The organism is Bacillus sp. 22-7 (assembly GCF_010628845.1).
Taxonomy (GTDB): domain Bacteria; phylum Bacillota; class Bacilli; order Bacillales; family Cytobacillaceae; genus Cytobacillus; species Cytobacillus firmus_B.
The window spans coordinates 156,195-172,471 of sequence record NZ_NJQY01000004.1 but is presented as its reverse complement, the minus strand read 5'-3'; the positions used below and the strand labels follow the sequence as shown (position 1 = coordinate 172,471).

Sequence of the window (16,277 nt, the reverse complement as noted above, 5' to 3'; positions counted from 1 at the left end):
TGACCTCGAGGGGGTAGGCGCCGGAGCTAGACAGTTCTCGATGTTCAAAGTCTAATGTTTTCTTATTCTATAAAAAATCATGCGGTCATTGACCCGCATGATTTTTTGTTTTTCTTAATACGATTTCACTAACGTTTCCTTCTAAATCAGAAATCATATCGATGGAATATTTATCTGCCGGGTAGGTGGAGATGGTTTCACCTGACAGCTTCTCTTCCCTAACCTCCGCTGGAGTGCCAAACATGGCAGTAATCTCGTCCATTGACGTTCTCACCCGCTGTCCAGGAATGGAAATAGCTGTTACGTTCCCCGTTTCCCGTTCATAATAATAGGTAATTTCAGGGTACATCACAAAAGGGCTTCCACCTTCAAACCCCTCTTCAACAAAGTTTGGATCTGACTTTTTAATTTCAGATATGTTTGTGCCAATTGGAAATGGACTTCCGAGGGGGATTCCCTGTTTTGCTTTCTCAATGGCATCCCCACTGAGTGCCAGGTTTTTAAAAGGATAGTAAAGGGCTTCCTTTTTCAGCCACAGGTTCATCCAGTCGATATCAGAATGATCTTCTTCTGAAAGCTCGATTTGGTCGTGCAGGCTCATTGAATGGGCTTCCTCATTAAAAAGCCATGTTGAAATAACCCATCCGTCACTCTTTTTTTGGGCAGTTTGAAGATATTTTTGATTAATAGTTTTTATTTTCGCTTTGGAGGTAGTGGTCATGTCTTTTTCCGTACTGATTCTTTGCACTTCTCCGTCCTTAATCGCCAGCAGCTGGCCCTTGACTAAGTTTTCCCCCTTGGACTGAAAGATCGAGATGATGGTTTTATTCCTCATTTTCTGGGTGTAAACCTGTTCCTTTGAAGGATTAAAGGACATTTCAGAACTGTCATTTAGAGCTGCTTGTTTATACGCTTCTTTTGCCCCCTTCAAAGCCAGGTATACTGAATAATGTCCTGTAAAATAGGAATCGCCTTTCTTTCCTTTCGCACTGTCCTCTTCCAGAATGGTTCTTCTTTCGTCTTCCGAAAAAAGGTAAACCGTATATTTCATGATCCCGTCTGCTGCGTCAATCTGGAATAGTGACTTGCGTTCAAGCCAAACCGTATCTTTTTTATCTTTACCAGCCTCTTGTACTGATATATTATCTTCTGCTTCCACTTTATCTTCTTTTTCCAGTTTTATTTCTTCTGTATTTAAAGATGCATTTATTTCACTTGAACAGCCTGCTATAACGGATGACAGCATGGCAATCATGATCATATTTATAAAATTTTTCATTATAGTCTCCCTAATGTTAAAAAACATTTCCATTTTAAGTCAAATGTTACAATTACGTTTCAATTAATTAAGTGTAACAAATAGGGATCGTTTCTACAAACCTATCAATATGCTCATTTTTTTACAAAAACCCATGTTTCCTCCCTTATCCTTAATATATGACTCTTCTCCTGCTTCAATCAAACGTTTGATTATAGTGACGAGGGCCTGATCTATAGGCACTTTGCCGGTTAATACGAAAGGCCCCGGAATACCTCTCCGGGGCCTTTTGGTTAAATTTCTGCTGCCGCAGGTGCTGTTTTTTCGGTAAATAGACTTACCGCTATATATGCGGCCAGTGATAAAGCAATAGGCAATACGACTGTATTCATGCCTAAAGCATTGGGATAAAAAGTATGGAATAAAATATAGGAAGCCGTTCCGGTTATCATGGAGGCCACTGCACCATATTTATTTCCCTTCGCCCAATAAAGGCCCAGCACAACAGGCCATATGAATGCTGCTTCCAGTCCTCCAAAAGAAAAGAGATTCAGCCAGATCAGCAAATCGGGCGGACTGAGCGCCATGATGCATACCAGAACCCCCAGCAGGGCTGTGACTGCAAAACTCATTTTCTTAACCGTGCTTTCTTCAGCATCAGGTTTAATGTAATTAATATACACATCTTTAACAATCGCCGAGCTGACCAGAAGGAGCAGGGAATCCACGGTTGACATAATGGCAGCCATCGGTGCAGCCAGCACAATTCCCGCAAGCCATGGTGGAAGGACTTCCATGGCAATCATCGGCATAACTTTATCCCCCACCTCAATTCCGGGAAGAATCGGCCGGGCAAACACGCCAATTAAATGCATGCCAAGCATGATAAAGCCGACCACGATTGTTCCGATGATAATGGCCCTATGCATGGCTCTGGCATTTTTATAAGACATGGCCCTTACTGCAACCTGAGGAAGACCTACAACCCCAACTCCAACCAGAATCCAGAATGAGGATACATATAAAGGGGTCAATCCGCCATCAAAGCCAAACGGTGTAATTAGATTCGGGTTTTCTGAAGACAGATCGCTGACAATATTCGGTATTCCTCCACCTGCCACAATAACAGCAACCAGAAGGATCATGGTTCCGATAAACATTATCCCGCCCTGGACGGCATCCGTTACGGCAACAGCCCGGAAACCGCCTATGACAACATAGACCATGACAGAAGCTGCGAAAATAAACAAAGCCGATAAATAGCTTAATCCTGTCAGTGATTCAATTAATCTTGCTCCGCCAACCCATTGGGCAGCCATGGCGGAAAACAGGAAAATAATGATGCTGAGAGAGGATAGCCAGACAACCCATTTGCTGTTATATCTTTCTTTCAGAAAATCGATGAGTGTTACAGCATTATACTTTCTTGCTGTAATTGCAAATTTTTTCCCCAGAACCATGAGGACGAAATAACCAGTAACAACCTGTGACATGGCAAGCAGTACCCAGCCAAGCCCCTGTGTGTATGCAACACCAGGACCCCCAATGAAACTGCTGGCACTTCCGTAGGTGGCAATCATGGTCATGGCCAGAATAAAACCGCCCAGCTGCCTTCCTCCAAGAAAATAATCCTGCAGAAACGAACTGCTCGTATCAATCTTCCTGCTGGACCATAAACCCACCAGAAAAATAATGATTAAAAAGAAGATAAGAGGAGCAATGACCTGCCAGTTCATTCGGATTCTCCCCCTTCCCCGTTTTCTTCGAACGGAACTTCCTTAAACAGGAATTTTACAGCTGCTGATACCAGTATCACCATGACAACAAATCCGGCTACACAGCTCCAGAAAAACCAGGCAGGCAGCCCCATGATGAATGTATACTCATCGGCAGGTTCGGACCCCAGCCCATAGGCAAACCCATACCACCAAATAAAATTAAAGAGTACGAGACCAATGCCAATCCACGCTTCTTTCTCTGCAATCTTAAAGCGAGGATCTTTTTTATGTATGCTTTTCTTCATTATGTCCCCTTTCAGAGCTTTATTATTGTACTGTTCTATTAAAATACAGAATATTCCCTAAATATAATCCCACTTATGTATATTTTCTGCAACAAAAAAAGCAGATTCCTCTGCCTTTTTTTTGATATTATTTTAAAAATGAACTTTAAGCAAGCTATGTTCTTAACGATTGTCAATCGTCTCTGGATATAGATCATGGTTCATCAAGCGGTAATCGGCCATTTTTTCATATTTCGTACCCGGCTTTCCGTAGTTGCAATACGGATCGATGGAGATTCCGCCACGTGGTGTGAATTTCCCCCAAACCTCAATATAGCGGGGATCCATTAATTCGATAAGATCATTCATAATGATGTTCATGCAATCCTCATGGAAATCGCCATGATTTCTGAAGCTGAAAAGATATAGCTTTAACGACTTGCTCTCTACCATCTTTTGATCCGGAATATAGCTGATATAGATGGTCGCAAAATCCGGCTGGCCTGTTTTCGGACAAAGGCTCGTAAACTCAGGACAATTAAACTTAACAAAATAATCGCGGTTTGGATGCTTATTATCAAAAGCCTCCAGAATCTCAGGAGAATATTCAAAAAGATAGTTAGTACCCTGATTTCCCAATAATGTAATATCCGTTAATTCCTCATCTTTTCTTCCTGACATAAAAATAGCCTCCCTTTATATGATCCCGCTGATCCTAAAGAGAGGTCCGAAAAGTACAGCTTGAAAAATAAAACCATATCCTCTCATGGATATGGTTGATTATTATAATCAAAGCCATAGTTTTTTATAGAGGGTGAAGCTATGAACCTCTCCCGTTCACACGGGAATAATAGAAATATAATTGTCATAGTTACTATAGAGAAAAAGCCTGTTTCTGTCAATAGGTGCTTTCTCTATCTGGTTTTCATACATTCTTCATAGTATAATAACGGTAATTTTTCAAAGAAAGGTGACTTGTTATGTGGAATGAGTTTAAAAAATTCGCGCTAAAGGGAAATGTCCTGGATTTGGCAGTTGGGGTTGTAATCGGAGCTGCCTTCGGAAAGATTGTATCTTCCCTTGTAGATGATATTATTATGCCGCTTGTCGGTTTGCTGATGGGCGGAGTTGACTTTACGGATCTGATGGTTAAGGTCGGTGGAGCACAGGTGAAATACGGTTTATTCATACAGAATGTGGTGGATTTCTTCATCGTGGCATTCTCCATTTTCGTCTTTATCAGGATTATCAACAATCGTTTCAAAAAGAAAGAAGAAGCAGCACCGGCACCAGCTGTGGATAAAAATGTTGAGCTTTTAACTGAAATAAGAGACCTTTTAAAAAATAAATAATTTATGAAACTTAAATAATAGCTCATTCGTATATACATATACAAATGAATGTAGAGGAGAAATGAAGAAATGTATGTACAGCATACTGCAAATAACAGTTATTTGCCTTCTGTCTTACGGGCGTTTGCCTTATCATTGGGGATTGCATTTATCGGAACGATGGCGGGTGTCTTCATCCCTCCAGCCCTGTTTTTGCCGCTAATGCTTCTTGAACTCGGAATGCTGCTTTTCGCTTTCCTGCTCCGCCGCAAAAAAGCTATTGGGTATACATTCCTTTATGTATTTACATTTATTTCAGGGATGACAACCTACCCGATTGTTGCTCACTACCTGGCTGCTATTGGACCTAACCCTGTTTTAACAGCACTTGCGACGACAACGGTTGTGTTCACAGGCTTAGCCGTATATGCTTCGACAACGAAGCGGGACTTATCTTTCCTTGGCGGCATGCTGATGGCGGCATTGCTCGCTCTTATTGCGATTGGAATTTTCAGCCTCATCTGGCCATTAAGCTCTAATGCTATGCTCGCGTTCTCCTTCATCGGAGTGCTCGTGTTCAGCGGATATGTGCTATTCGACTTCAACCGCATGAAGCAGTATGGAGTGTCACCGGAAGAAGTGCCTTTGATGGCTCTTAACCTATATCTTGATTTTATCAACCTGTTCATTAATATCCTTCGCATTTTTGGGATATTGGGGAGCCGGGACTAAACAGGAGTGCACACTCCTGTTTTTTTATGTGCAAGCCGCAATTCTTTATTCGTTAAAAAGAATTAGGTATGATCAGATGTAAATCCGAAAGGCGGGATATTCATGAAATATATTTTAGAAACCCAGCATCCTGATAAAAATATTACGCTTGAACAGGCCATCAGCAGCCAGTACACAATGGCTGTCTTCGTCCGCCATCTTGGCTGACCGGTCTGCCGGGAATATCTTGCGCAGTTGCGCGAGCGCATAAATGAAGTAGAAGCTAAAGGATTTCAAGTCATTGTCATTGCTCCTTCGAAAGGAACCTTTATCAGTCAATTCCTTGAGCAATTCGGTCCGTTCCCTTTTCCGATCCTCGGCGACCCTTCCCGGGAAGCTTATAGAGGAATGGGACATAAAACCATGCCAAAGTGGAAGCTTCTTTCAAAAGCAGCACTTGGGTTTATTACAGGAAAAGTCGGCGGCTTTATCCCTAAGGATGAAAAACAAAAGGAGTTTGTCATGAAATCCATGAAAACTCAGGATGTCTACATTCAGGGCGGGACATGGCTTTTCTCGCCACAGGGAAAAATTTTATGGAATCATATTGATGAATCCCCTGAAAATCACGCAAAGATTGATGATGTTTTCAAGAAAATGGACGAAGTTAAAGCTTAAAAGGCAGTCAATTACTTGGCTGCCTTTCCTTTTGTGATCTCCCAAATTTCACGCAAAACCGGCATCTTTTCCATTTCCTTCTCCGTTACAAGATCCCATTGAATCCCGGCTGGTTTTGGATAGGGCGTATTGGTTTTGATCAGTTCCTTTTCAGTGGCAATCCAGTCGACAGTCAGATCATAAGGATCCCTCGGGATATCTGCCTCTGTCACCTGGGCGCTGTTAACCGTTCCAATCACAGGGATTTCAGGATTCCCCAGTTCCCTGATTATCGCATACTCCCGGTCAGCATAGCCCTCCCCTTTTCCGACCCGCCGGCCATCCCGGTGAAGCCCCACTGATCCGGCAAAAAACAAATCAATTTTCGGCAATTGTGTGAGGGGAACTTCTTTTCCGTATGAGTGAATATGCTTAAGGCTCGCAGCTTTTCGCTCCTCCCCCGCAGGTACCCATTCCGGCTTTACCATAATAAAGCCTGCTTTCAGCCGTGGAGTGGGAACCAGCAATGTCTTTCCATCTTTCAGAATTTGGGTGCGCACCGGCAGCTGCGGAGAATCAGGATTTACCTTAATCACCTTAGCCTCTTTATACTCAGGCATAGTAAAAACAAATGCAGCCGCTTTTTCAGCTCCTTTGAAATTGGGAATTCTATTCGTTAAAGGAAACGGAAAGCGGCCAAGCTTGTTCTCCTCAAGAAAATTCCATATGTACTCACGGATTTCTTTCTTCGTTTTCATCGTGTTTCACTTCCTTTCTTTCATTTTATCTATTAAAGAAAAAAACTCCAATTTTTTAAATAAACAGGTTTTAAGACAAGTTCACGGGGTAAACAAATAATGCAAGGCCAATAACAAAACGGAAGGGACTGGTTGACGATGAAAAGCGTAACAGCGACTTCAAGGTTCGTCATTGGCATTGCAAGAAACCAGGGAGGGTTTGCAGAGCGTTCGAAAGGCACTCTCGTCTATAACCGATATATTTAAAATCGGTTCGGTCCTATGCAAATCGTAATCTCCAGGTTGTCCGTCATTCGGACTTAAAAAAGGTGCAGACCAATCGGTTTGCATCTTTTTTAATGCCATAAAAACCCCCTTATTTCTTCTCTTCTTTTCACATTCCAAAAAATAATTCTATCAAACTGTTTAGACAAGTATATTTTTCTCCATAATGGCAAATAAAAGGAGGTTTCCATATAAATGTCTGAACATGAACAAAAACAAGAATCAACCATGTCCCGGAGGAGATTCATCCGCAATTCCGGGTTAGTTGCCGGCGGTTTAGTAGGAGGCGGTATTCTTGGCGGCTTAATTGGTGCAAACATGAACAAAGACGGTACAGCAACGGAAGAGAATGCCCATACAAACGGGCATGATCAGGTTGCCTATCAGCAGTCGCCTTTATATTTTACAAACCCCGAGACATTCGGAATCCTGCAGGCTGCCGTTGAGAGAATTTATCCAAAGGATGAAAATGGCCCTGGTGCCAATGATTTGGATGTTCCATTTTTTATCGACCATCAGCTTGCGGGCTCATGGGGCAACAATACAAGGGAATATATGCAAGGTCCGTTCTTTCCAGGGTCGAACTTTCAGGGCTACCAGTCCCCTTTAAAACGGCATGAAGTATTTGATGTCGGACTTGCTGCCCTGCAGACCTACAGCAATGAAAAGTTCAAGAAGCCATTTGCTGAACTGGAGGGCGAACAGCAGGATGAAATTCTTACAGCCTTTGAAGAGGATAAAGTGAAGCTCCGGGGTGTTACTTCAAGGACGTTCTTTAATATTCTCCGGGCCGCCACCATTGAAGGTGTATATGCAGATCCTGCCTATGCCGGAAACAAAAATATGGAAGGCTGGAAAATGAAAGACTTTCCTGGCCATCAAATGAGCTATATCAATCAAATTGAGTCTGAAAAATTTGTGAAAATTAAACCAAACAGCCTCCATTCATATACGAAATAGTACTATCTTTTAAGGAAGTGGTAAAAATGGCGAAAACATTGCCAAAAACTGATGCAGTCATTGTAGGAGTCGGATGGGCCGGCGGAATCATTGCGGCCGAACTTGGGAAACAGGGATTAAAAGTTGTAGGCCTGGAGCGTGGAAAAGAGCGCGGCGTCAAGGACTACTATGTGGTCCATGATGAACTGCGCTATGGAATACGCTATGAATTAATGCAGGATCTTTCTAAAGAAACGATTACGTTCCGCAATCACGGGAAGGAACGTGCCCTTCCGATGCGCCAGCTTGGGTCCTTTTTGCTGGGCGAAGGCTTAGGCGGGTCCGGTGTTCACTGGAATGGGCATACTTTCCGCTTTCTGCCTTATGATTTTGAAATCAAGTCACAGACAGTTAAAAAATATGGCGAAGCCAAGATCAAAGGTCTTCAAGTTCAGGATTGGGGCATTACATACGATGAATTGGAGCCTTATTTCTACGAATTTGAAAAGGCGGCAGGAATTGGCGGAGAAGAAGGTGAGCTTGGGCCAAAAAGAGCAGACCCGTTCCCAAATCCTCCAATGAAGGAAACACCTATTACAGCAAGATTTAAAGAGGCCGCGAAATCATTGGGGATGAAACCTTACCAAATGCCATCCGGCAATATGAGCGAGGCTTATGAAAACCAATATGGCGCCAAGATGGCTCCATGCCAGTATTGTGCGTTTTGCGAACGATTCGGCTGTGAATATGGAGCAAAAGCTGATCCGACTGTGGCCGTTATTCCGTTTGCCAAAGAAACGGGAAATGTGGATATCCGCAACTTTGCGAATGTAACGGAAATTATTCACGACGGGAAAAAAGCAACCGGTGTGCGCTATGTGGATGTCCAGACAAAAGAAGAATTCATTCAGCCGGCCGAAATGGTTATTGTGACCAGCTATGTCATGAATAACACCCGCCTGCTGCTGACTTCCAAACTGGGACGCCCATATAATCCTGATACAGGATCAGGGGTGATTGGGAAGAACTATTGCTATCAGATCCTTCCCGGGTCAGCTGGCTTTTTTGATGAAGAACAATTTAACACATTTATGGGTGCCGGTGCCCTTGGTGCAACTGTGGATGATTACAATGGAGACAATTTTGACCACTCGGATCTTGGCTTTATCCATGGCGGCTCCATCTCTATCAACCAGTCAGGATACCGTCCAATTCAATATAATATGGTTCCGACTGATACACCGAAATGGGGCAGCAAGTTTAAGGAGAATTCCATCAAGTATTTCACACGGGCTTTAAGCATTGGCACGCAGGGAGCTTCCATGCCTGTTCAGCACAATTATATGGATCTGGATCCTTCTTATAAAGATGCTTACGGGCTTCCGCTGCTTCGTATGACATACGATTTCACTGAACAGGATAAGAATCTTTATAACTATATTGGAAAAATCACAGACAACATCATGAAGGAAATGGGACCGTCAAAAATTAACGACCGGCAGCAGCTGGAGCATTACGATATCGTCCCTTACCAGACGACACACAATACAGGCGGTGTCATCATGGGGGCAGAGCCAGAAACATCAGCCGTAAATAACTATCTCCAAATGTGGGATGCAGAGAATGTCTTTGTCGTTGGTGCTTCCGCTTTCCCTCACAATGGAGGATATAATCCGACAGGAACTGTTGGGGCACTCGCCTATCGTGCTGCTGAAGGAATCATCAAATACAGCAAAGAAGGCGGCCTGCTTGCATAAGAAAAGCGCAAGCGCCTTGCTCACGAAGGAACGCAGACTAAGAACGCCACGTCCTCCCAAAAGCTACCGCTTTCGGTCGTGCGATGTATCGCTGTCGTAGCTTTCCTTGTCCTGTGGCAACGTCTGCATGACCCACATCCTCCCAAAAGCTTTCTCTTTTGGTCGTGCGATGATTATGCTGACGAAGCCTTCCTTGTCCTGTGGGCCTCAAGCACAAGACGAGCCTCCCGGAAAGACGTTCTTTGCCTTTTGGGAGGATTGTCGGAAATGTGGAGGCGACTGCCCTTTCAAGGAACGCAGACTAAGAGCGCCACGTCCTGTGGCAACGCCTGCATGACCCGCATCCTCCCAAAAGCTTTCGCTTTTGGTCGTGCGATGATTATGCTGACGAAGCCTTCCTTGTCCTGCGGGCCTCGGGCATAAGATGGGCACTGCAAGAAGGTGTCCTTTCCTTCTGGAAGGGATTGGCTAGTCTTTCGTCCCTAGGAGCCGAAACAAGACAAGCTTGTGACCTCGAGGGGGTAGGCGCTCCTCCTAAAAGCTAACGCTTTTAGTCGTGCGATGATGATGCTGTCGAAGCGTTCCTTTTGGAGCTGGACAGTTCTCGAAGTTCAAGCTAATACTAACTTACCTTTTAAGAAATTTTTCAAGAAGGAGTGAACTCCATGGGGCTTTCAAACATTGGAATACCCGGATTGATTATCATCCTGGTTATAACCTTAATTATCTTTGGTCCTAAAAAGCTTCCTGAGATCGGGTCTGCGTTTGGAAGGACCTTATCAGAATTCAAAAAATCAGCCAGAGAAATTATGAGTGATGATGATGAACCTGATTCAAAAGCACGTTCAATTGAAACGGCGGATCGGAAGGATAAACCGCTTTAACAGGAGGGTTTAGAATGAAAACGGACGAACAAACCCTTATAGAGCATTTAACAGACCTGCGAAAAGTGCTGATTCGATCTCTGATTTTCTTTATTGTCAGCTTTGCCCTGTGTCTGTTTTTCATCAACCGGCTGATACCTATGCTGGCAAACGATCATGAGCTGGTTATGCTTGGACCGCTGGATGTCATTAAGCTGTACACAGGAATTGCAGGAAGCATCAGCCTGGGGCTTTCGCTTCCTTTCATTTCCTATCAGATCTGGCTATTTGTAAAACCTGCTTTAACGGAAAAAGAAAGCAGAGTATCTTTAATGTTTTTCCCGGCCATTCTTTTCAGCTTTATCGGCGGGCTTGGCTTCGGATTTTTTATTATATTTCCTGCCATTTATCAGTTTTTAATGCTATTAGGTGAATCACATTTTGCGATGATGATCACGGCCAGGGAGTATTTTTCGTTTCTTTTAATGTCGACCATTCCTTTTGGTTTTCTGTTTGAAGTGCCTTTGCTGTTATTGTTTTTGACAACAATCGGCATTGTCACCCCAGCCATGCTCAGCTCAATGCGAAAATATGCTTATTTGATCATGGCTGTTGTATCAGCTCTCATTACACCGCCAGATTTATTTTCACAGATTCTAGTCCTCGTGCCTCTTATCGGGCTATATGAAATTGGCGTTATTTTATCCAAAGTAAAATTCAGGAAACTGAAAGCTGTTCAGGAAACACCATCCAGTGAAATCTAAAAGAGTTTAATTCTCCTTCTGAAAGGATATTTAATAAGAAAACAATCCTTTGGGAGGTCTATAAAAATGAATGAACAAGAACATGTAATCAAACAAGATGGTGAACTGGATACAAAAAATATTAAGAGCGCAATGGACAAGATGTCGAATGAACGAGCTGAGGACATCTTAAGCAGCTTCGATGAATTTAAGAGCTATCTGGCGGAACGAATTGAGCTTGGCAAAAAGCTGGGATTAAATGAGGAACAGCTTGCCGTAACCGCAGAAAAAGTGGCTGGCTACCTCGCTGAAAATGTGGAGCCAAAAAACCGTGAAGAACAGCTGCTGAAGGAATTATGGAAGGTCGGGGATGATAAAGAAAGGCATAAGCTCGCACATATGCTTGTACGCCTGACAGAGCAGGCATAATAATGGAGCCGGAATTGTTAATCGTGACAATTCCGGCTTTTACTTTTTAAGATCTCTATACAGGTTTATAAAGTGACTCGGCTCTGACTTTACTTGAAAAGAAAACACACCCCGATTGGTATGAAGATAGAGGAAACCAAATTCGCAGCTGGAATTTCTGTATGACATATCCCAAACTTCATCAAGGAGAAACTTTTCTGATGGCGACAGGATATGATCCTCAAATAAGTGAAGAAAAAGTTCCTGTTCAATGTATTGCTGCTGGTTCCAGTCGATCTTCCTGCTTACTGTAAAAAAAGGATGGGAAGCAATGATCCGCACATGAACCTCCATGATTAAAAAGGATTTGCTTCTATTGAAACATATTGTGGAGTGCGATTCAAACAGCGGCTCCCTTACCCGGTGTATTCCTCACGCAGAATGGCATAGTAGGTCAAATCCACCGGCCTCCCATCTCTTATTGCATGCTGACGCAAAATCCCTTCATGCTTCATCCCCGTTTTCTCCATAATCCTCCATGATCCGGGATTGTCCGTAAAGGCAAAAGCATAAATCCGGTTATGGTTCAGTTCTTCAAATCCGTACTTAATAACTGCCCTGGCAGCCTCTGTACCATACCCTTTGCCCCAGTAAGGCTTGCCGATCCAATAGCCGATTTCCGCCCTTCTATTTGCATTAGTGCCTGTAATATTGATGAGTCCTATTAAGCCATTATCCTCTTTTCTCGTAATACCGAAAATCGCAATCTTACCGTTTCTCTCTGCTTCCAGGATACTTTTAATAAACTCCCTTGCTCCCCCTTCAGGATAAGGATGGGGAATATTTAATGTCGTTTTTGCCACATCATAATCACTTGCGTATTCTTCTACCCTGGCTGAATCATCAAGGGTAAGGCTGCGCAAAATAAGGCGGCTGGTTTCTACTGTTTTCATTGGTGGGGCCTCCTTTTAATCTTAAGAAGCAGTTGTGCCTGTTTTCGCTAACTTCTCCATAAAAATAAATATAGTTTCTTCTCTCTCCAGCTTTTCTGTCTTATATCCCGCGTAACCGAGCTTTTCATAGAAACTAATATTTTTCTCGCTTTTGCTGCCGGTAAATAATTCAAATCGTTTCACATTAAACTGACGTTCGATTTCATTCATTAGTGCTTTTCCAATACCTTTATTCTGAAAGTCTGGATGCACCATTAATTTGCCTATATAACATGTTTCATCCTCTTGATATGCTCTAACGGAACCAACTAGTTCCCCGTCTTCTATGTATTTTATAATTAGATAATCTTCAAAAGCTTTTTCAACATCGCTGACGGTTTGCTTTAATGGCTCTATATTAAAATCTCCATAAAGTTCTGCTTCACTTCTATATGCCAGCTTTTGAAGGGATAATATTTTCACTGCGTCGCCTATTTTTGCTTCGATAATCTTCCCCATAAATAGTCCCCCTATTTAATTTCCTCCTGCGAAAATTTTTTCAAAAAAAGCGCACCACTTGGTGATGCGCTCGCAGACTTACTCAATAGTCACAGCCAGCTCCCTGATTAAAAGAGATGGGGAGCCAATGTAGCCAGTGGCCATGAAGCCCAACGAAAATTCCAGGTCTGAACCGATGGCTTCAATATTATTTAACAGCTCATAGAAGTTTCCGGCAATCGTCATTTGGTTAACGGCATTTTGCACTTTTCCGTCGCTGACATAATAGCCGTTAGCCGCAATGGAAAAATCCCCTGATACGGTATTGGCACCGGAATGGAGGCCGGATAATTCGGTTATGATGATGCCCTCTGAGATCGAAGATACCAGCTCATCATAGCTTTGATTGGATGGATTGACGTAAAGATTCGTTGGAGCCACCGTCAAAGCTCCCTTATAAGAAGCTTTATAGGCATTGCCCGTCGATTCCACACCATCTTTTTGTGCTGTTTTGCGGTTATGCATCAAGGTAATAAGCCTGCCGTCTTTCACAATATCTTTTCTGGCAGTGGCAACCCCTTCACTGTCAAAATTAGAACTGAGCAGACCTTCTTCTAAAAATGGATCATCTATGATATTCAATGATGCCACAGCAATGCTTTCACCCGTTTTCCCCTTTAAAGCCGATTGCCCTTTTTGGGTGTTTTCGGCTGAGAAAATCGGGATGTATGTCTGCAGCAGGGCGCCGGCGGCATCGTTTCTCAGCAGGACAGGATAGTTTTTGCTTTCAGCACTCCTGGCATCCAGCTGTGATAATGCTTCTTCTGCTGCATGCCTGGCTATTTCCTCCGGATTCAAGATCGAAAAGTCTCTCGTAAACTTGGAATATTCGCCATTTTTCACCTGATCTCCCTGCTTTACGATGACTGATACATAGATGCCGGCATGATTGCTCTTTTCGATGAGGCTCAACCCTTTGCTGTTGAGAAGAACTCTTTCTGTTTCACCGCTGCGCACCATGAAATAATCTGTCCCGGTTACCCGCTTATCATAGGCATAGATGTGCTTTTCTATTTCCTTAAGCAAATTTATTTTTTCAGCAATTGTAACTTCCGCAAGACTGCTTGAATAGTAGCTTCCAGACTCATACTTATCGCTTCCGGCAAAGATTTCTTCCTGTACTTCATCCTCAATAAATTGAGAGTTTTCCTTCGCATTCTCGATCAGAAAAGACAGGGATTCCTCATCCAGTTTCTCCGTAAAAGCATAGCCCATCCTGCCTTCGTAAAGGCCTCGGAAGGAGGTTCCGAACACTTCGGAAGTGTCGTAGGAATCAATTACACCTTTGAAAAGCTCGCAGGCGAACTTTTCCTCTCTCTCATAATAAAGCTCCATATCTGTAAAACCATGCTGCCCGCCAAGCTGAAATAGCTTTTCCTTAAATTCCTGCAGGTTCATATTATTCGCCTCCCTTTGTTCCGCCAACAGTCATTTCGCTTACGCGGATCATCGGCTGGCCAACATTGACAGGAATGCTTCCGCTCTGTGAACCGCACATGCCAGCACCATGGTCCAGGTTATTTCCCACCATATCAACCAGCTGGAGCGTTTTCGGGCCATTCCCAATTAAAGTAGCACCTTTTAACGGCTTGCCGATTTTTCCGTCTTTTACGAGATACGCCTCCATGACAGCGAAATTGTAATCGCCCGTTGTGGTATTGACCTGTCCGCCGCCCATGTATTTGGTATATATTCCGTACTCAGTATTTGAGACGATTTCTTCCGGAGTGGACTTGCCGTTTGCAATGTACGTATTGGTCATTCTCGAAGTCGGTGCAAAACGGTAGGACTGCCGTCTTCCCGATCCTGTCGATGCCATGCCCATCCTGCGTCCGCCGAATTTATCAATCAAGTAACCTTTTAAAATTCCATTTTCAATCAGGACATTTTTACGCGCCTTTTCGCCTTCATCATCGATCGTAATCGATCCCCACTCATTGGCAAGCGTGCCGTCATCAATGTATGTAACAACATCCGAGGCCACTTTTTCGCCGATCCGGTTTGCAAAAACAGAGTTTTCCTTCGCTACAGATGTAGCTTCAAGGCCATGTCCGCATGCTTCGTGGAAAATAACACCGCCGAATTCATTATCGATGATCACAGGGAACTTCCCGCTTGGACAAGGGTCTGCCCCAAGCATCGTAACGGCGATGCGAGATGCTTCATTGGCGTAATGCTCCAAGTTCAGGTTTTCCATAAATTCAAAGCCTTTATGGGCTCCAGGTCCATAGAATCCAGGCTGCATTTGATTTCCTTCTGCCGCAATCGACTGAATAGCAAGGCGGCTTCGCACCCGTCGGTCTTCAACAAACTTACCCTCCGAATTGGCAATCAGCACATTCTGTTCTTCATCCAAATACCTGACCGTAACCTGCTGGATGCTGCTGTGATAGTTTTTCGCAATTTCGTATGCCTTTTTCATGACATCTACTTTGCGGAGCTTCTCCACTTCGCGCGGATTCAGAGATATAGGATGCCCTGCCGGAATAATTTCCTTTTGCAGCTGTGCGGGCTGAATGATTTTTTCTCCTCTGATCGCCTGGGCAGCATTGCCCGCAGCTTTCAGCAAACCTTCCTTTGATCCATCCGTTGTGTAAGCATACACAGTCTGCAGCCCCTTAAACACGCGAATGCCGATCCCGTAATCCCGGCCTGATAAGCTGCTCTCGATTTTCCCGCCCTGAAGCGCAAGGCTATTGGTGAAACGATCCTCAACAAATACTTCGGCAAAATCCCCGCCAGTGGCCAGAGCTGCCGTAATAACATCATGAATGACTGATTGTGAAAGCATAGTGACCCTCCTTCTATCTAACTTTTCAAACTATTCTAATCATACCGTACTGATCTTTATTTTAGTATGATTTTTTCCTTTTTTGACCAATAAAGAGGATGATTATGCCTCGGTCTGGAGACGTAAATGGGTGGGTTGCTTTTTTGTGGGGTGGGCCTATTTGCAGGTTTGGTTGGTCTATTTGCAAATTTACTCATCTATTTGTAATATTCGGTTGGTCTATTTGCAAATTTGCTTATCTATTTGCAGGTTCCGGGTTTCTATTTGCATTTACCTATCTATTTGCAAGTTTGACTGGTCTATTT

At 43.5% G+C, this 16,277-nt stretch carries 17 protein-coding genes, 1 pseudogene and 1 riboswitch; of the genes and pseudogenes, 8 read left to right on the top strand and 10 right to left on the bottom strand.

Annotated features, from left to right (window positions below):
- Positions 1-85: 85 nt before the first annotated feature.
- From CE058_RS02750 to queF, 4 genes are all read right to left on the bottom strand, one after another.
- Positions 86-1,279: a hypothetical protein gene (locus tag CE058_RS02750; RefSeq protein WP_163140142.1), complete on the bottom strand. Its 1,194-nt coding sequence runs from the start codon at positions 1,277-1,279 to the stop codon at positions 86-88.
- A 272-nt stretch (positions 1,280-1,551) separates the two neighbouring features.
- Positions 1,552-2,994, bottom strand: coding sequence for a sodium/pantothenate symporter (panF, locus tag CE058_RS02745; protein WP_048010521.1), 1,443 nt, complete (start codon positions 2,992-2,994; stop codon positions 1,552-1,554).
- Positions 2,991-3,281 (bottom strand): YhdT family protein, encoded by a 291-nt coding sequence (locus CE058_RS02740; protein ID WP_048010520.1) that lies wholly within the window; start codon positions 3,279-3,281, stop codon positions 2,991-2,993. The genes panF and CE058_RS02740 overlap by 4 nt, the downstream gene beginning before the upstream one ends.
- Positions 3,282-3,443: 162 nt before the next feature.
- Positions 3,444-3,941 (bottom strand): preQ(1) synthase, encoded by a 498-nt coding sequence (gene queF, locus CE058_RS02735; protein WP_095244376.1) that lies wholly within the window; start codon positions 3,939-3,941, stop codon positions 3,444-3,446.
- A gap of 110 nt (positions 3,942-4,051) precedes the next feature.
- Positions 4,052-4,097: riboswitch (PreQ1 riboswitch) on the bottom strand.
- 143 nt (positions 4,098-4,240) lie between these two features.
- On the opposite strand from queF, the gene mscL reads away from it, so the two are divergent.
- The 3 genes and pseudogenes from mscL to CE058_RS02720 all read left to right on the top strand — a co-directional run.
- Positions 4,241-4,612 (top strand): large conductance mechanosensitive channel protein MscL, encoded by a 372-nt coding sequence (mscL, locus tag CE058_RS02730; RefSeq protein ID WP_048010519.1) that lies wholly within the window; start codon positions 4,241-4,243, stop codon positions 4,610-4,612.
- Positions 4,613-4,681: 69 nt separating this feature from the next.
- Positions 4,682-5,323, top strand: coding sequence for a Bax inhibitor-1/YccA family protein (locus CE058_RS02725; RefSeq protein WP_048010518.1), 642 nt, complete (start codon positions 4,682-4,684; stop codon positions 5,321-5,323).
- 219 nt (positions 5,324-5,542) lie between these two features.
- Positions 5,543-5,980: pseudogene (locus CE058_RS02720) on the top strand (AhpC/TSA family protein); the annotation flags it as partial.
- Between the two features lie 11 nt (positions 5,981-5,991).
- On the opposite strand, the gene CE058_RS02715 reads toward CE058_RS02720, so the two are convergent.
- Complete coding sequence (locus CE058_RS02715; RefSeq protein WP_163140138.1) at positions 5,992-6,717, bottom strand: 5-formyltetrahydrofolate cyclo-ligase; 726 nt, start codon at positions 6,715-6,717, stop codon at positions 5,992-5,994.
- 459 nt (positions 6,718-7,176) lie between these two features.
- Here CE058_RS02715 and CE058_RS02710 point away from each other — a divergent pair, with 459 nt between their 5' ends.
- From CE058_RS02710 to CE058_RS02690, 5 genes are all read left to right on the top strand, one after another.
- Positions 7,177-7,941: a gluconate 2-dehydrogenase subunit 3 family protein gene (locus CE058_RS02710; RefSeq protein WP_048010514.1), complete on the top strand. Its 765-nt coding sequence runs from the start codon at positions 7,177-7,179 to the stop codon at positions 7,939-7,941.
- Between the two features lie 26 nt (positions 7,942-7,967).
- Complete coding sequence (locus CE058_RS02705) at positions 7,968-9,677, top strand: GMC family oxidoreductase (protein WP_048010513.1); 1,710 nt, start codon at positions 7,968-7,970, stop codon at positions 9,675-9,677.
- Positions 9,678-10,342: 665 nt separating this feature from the next.
- A complete protein-coding gene (gene tatA, locus CE058_RS02700; protein ID WP_048010511.1) occupies positions 10,343-10,561 on the top strand; it encodes a twin-arginine translocase TatA/TatE family subunit in 219 nt (72 codons plus the stop codon).
- 14 nt (positions 10,562-10,575) lie between these two features.
- Complete coding sequence (gene tatC / locus CE058_RS02695) at positions 10,576-11,304, top strand: twin-arginine translocase subunit TatC (RefSeq protein ID WP_048010510.1); 729 nt, start codon at positions 10,576-10,578, stop codon at positions 11,302-11,304.
- A gap of 66 nt (positions 11,305-11,370) precedes the next feature.
- Complete coding sequence (locus tag CE058_RS02690; protein WP_048010509.1) at positions 11,371-11,712, top strand: DUF3243 domain-containing protein; 342 nt, start codon at positions 11,371-11,373, stop codon at positions 11,710-11,712.
- 39 nt (positions 11,713-11,751) lie between these two features.
- On the opposite strand, the gene CE058_RS02685 is transcribed toward CE058_RS02690, so the two are convergent.
- The 5 genes from CE058_RS02685 to CE058_RS02665 all read right to left on the bottom strand — a co-directional run bounded on the left by CE058_RS02685 (position 11,752) and on the right by CE058_RS02665 (position 15,972).
- The gene (locus CE058_RS02685; RefSeq protein WP_082139009.1) at positions 11,752-12,033 is read right to left on the bottom strand and encodes a hypothetical protein; all 282 of its coding nucleotides are present in this window, start codon (positions 12,031-12,033) and stop codon (positions 11,752-11,754) included.
- A 74-nt stretch (positions 12,034-12,107) separates the two neighbouring features.
- Positions 12,108-12,644 (bottom strand): GNAT family N-acetyltransferase, encoded by a 537-nt coding sequence (locus CE058_RS02680; protein ID WP_163140136.1) that lies wholly within the window; start codon positions 12,642-12,644, stop codon positions 12,108-12,110.
- A 21-nt stretch (positions 12,645-12,665) separates the two neighbouring features.
- Entirely contained in the window at positions 12,666-13,142 is a 477-nt protein-coding gene (locus CE058_RS02675; protein ID WP_163140134.1) for a GNAT family N-acetyltransferase, read from the bottom strand.
- A 78-nt stretch (positions 13,143-13,220) separates the two neighbouring features.
- A complete protein-coding gene (locus CE058_RS02670; protein ID WP_163140132.1) occupies positions 13,221-14,579 on the bottom strand; it encodes a TldD/PmbA family protein in 1,359 nt (452 codons plus the stop codon).
- A 1-nt stretch (position 14,580) separates the two neighbouring features.
- Entirely contained in the window at positions 14,581-15,972 is a 1,392-nt protein-coding gene (locus CE058_RS02665; RefSeq protein ID WP_163140130.1) for a TldD/PmbA family protein, read from the bottom strand.
- Positions 15,973-16,277 lie beyond the last annotated feature (305 nt).

Coding starts and splice junctions, on each gene's coding strand:
- CE058_RS02670 (WP_163140132.1), bottom strand. CDS start 14,579: ATGAACCTGCAGGAATTTAAGGAAAAGCTATTTCAGCTTGGCGGGCAG.
- CE058_RS02725 (WP_048010518.1), top strand. CDS start 4,682: ATGTATGTACAGCATACTGCAAATAACAGTTATTTGCCTTCTGTCTTA.
- CE058_RS02680 (WP_163140136.1), bottom strand. CDS start 12,644: ATGAAAACAGTAGAAACCAGCCGCCTTATTTTGCGCAGCCTTACCCTT.
- mscL (WP_048010519.1), top strand. CDS start 4,241: ATGTGGAATGAGTTTAAAAAATTCGCGCTAAAGGGAAATGTCCTGGAT.
- CE058_RS02665 (WP_163140130.1), bottom strand. CDS start 15,972: ATGCTTTCACAATCAGTCATTCATGATGTTATTACGGCAGCTCTGGCC.
- tatC (WP_048010510.1), top strand. CDS start 10,576: ATGAAAACGGACGAACAAACCCTTATAGAGCATTTAACAGACCTGCGA.
- CE058_RS02715 (WP_163140138.1), bottom strand. CDS start 6,717: ATGAAAACGAAGAAAGAAATCCGTGAGTACATATGGAATTTTCTTGAG.
- CE058_RS02675 (WP_163140134.1), bottom strand. CDS start 13,142: ATGGGGAAGATTATCGAAGCAAAAATAGGCGACGCAGTGAAAATATTA.
- CE058_RS02750 (WP_163140142.1), bottom strand. CDS start 1,279: ATGAAAAATTTTATAAATATGATCATGATTGCCATGCTGTCATCCGTT.
- queF (WP_095244376.1), bottom strand. CDS start 3,941: ATGTCAGGAAGAAAAGATGAGGAATTAACGGATATTACATTATTGGGA.
- CE058_RS02705 (WP_048010513.1), top strand. CDS start 7,968: ATGGCGAAAACATTGCCAAAAACTGATGCAGTCATTGTAGGAGTCGGA.
- CE058_RS02740 (WP_048010520.1), bottom strand. CDS start 3,281: ATGAAGAAAAGCATACATAAAAAAGATCCTCGCTTTAAGATTGCAGAG.
- panF (WP_048010521.1), bottom strand. CDS start 2,994: ATGAACTGGCAGGTCATTGCTCCTCTTATCTTCTTTTTAATCATTATT.
- tatA (WP_048010511.1), top strand. CDS start 10,343: ATGGGGCTTTCAAACATTGGAATACCCGGATTGATTATCATCCTGGTT.
- CE058_RS02690 (WP_048010509.1), top strand. CDS start 11,371: ATGAATGAACAAGAACATGTAATCAAACAAGATGGTGAACTGGATACA.
- CE058_RS02710 (WP_048010514.1), top strand. CDS start 7,177: ATGTCTGAACATGAACAAAAACAAGAATCAACCATGTCCCGGAGGAGA.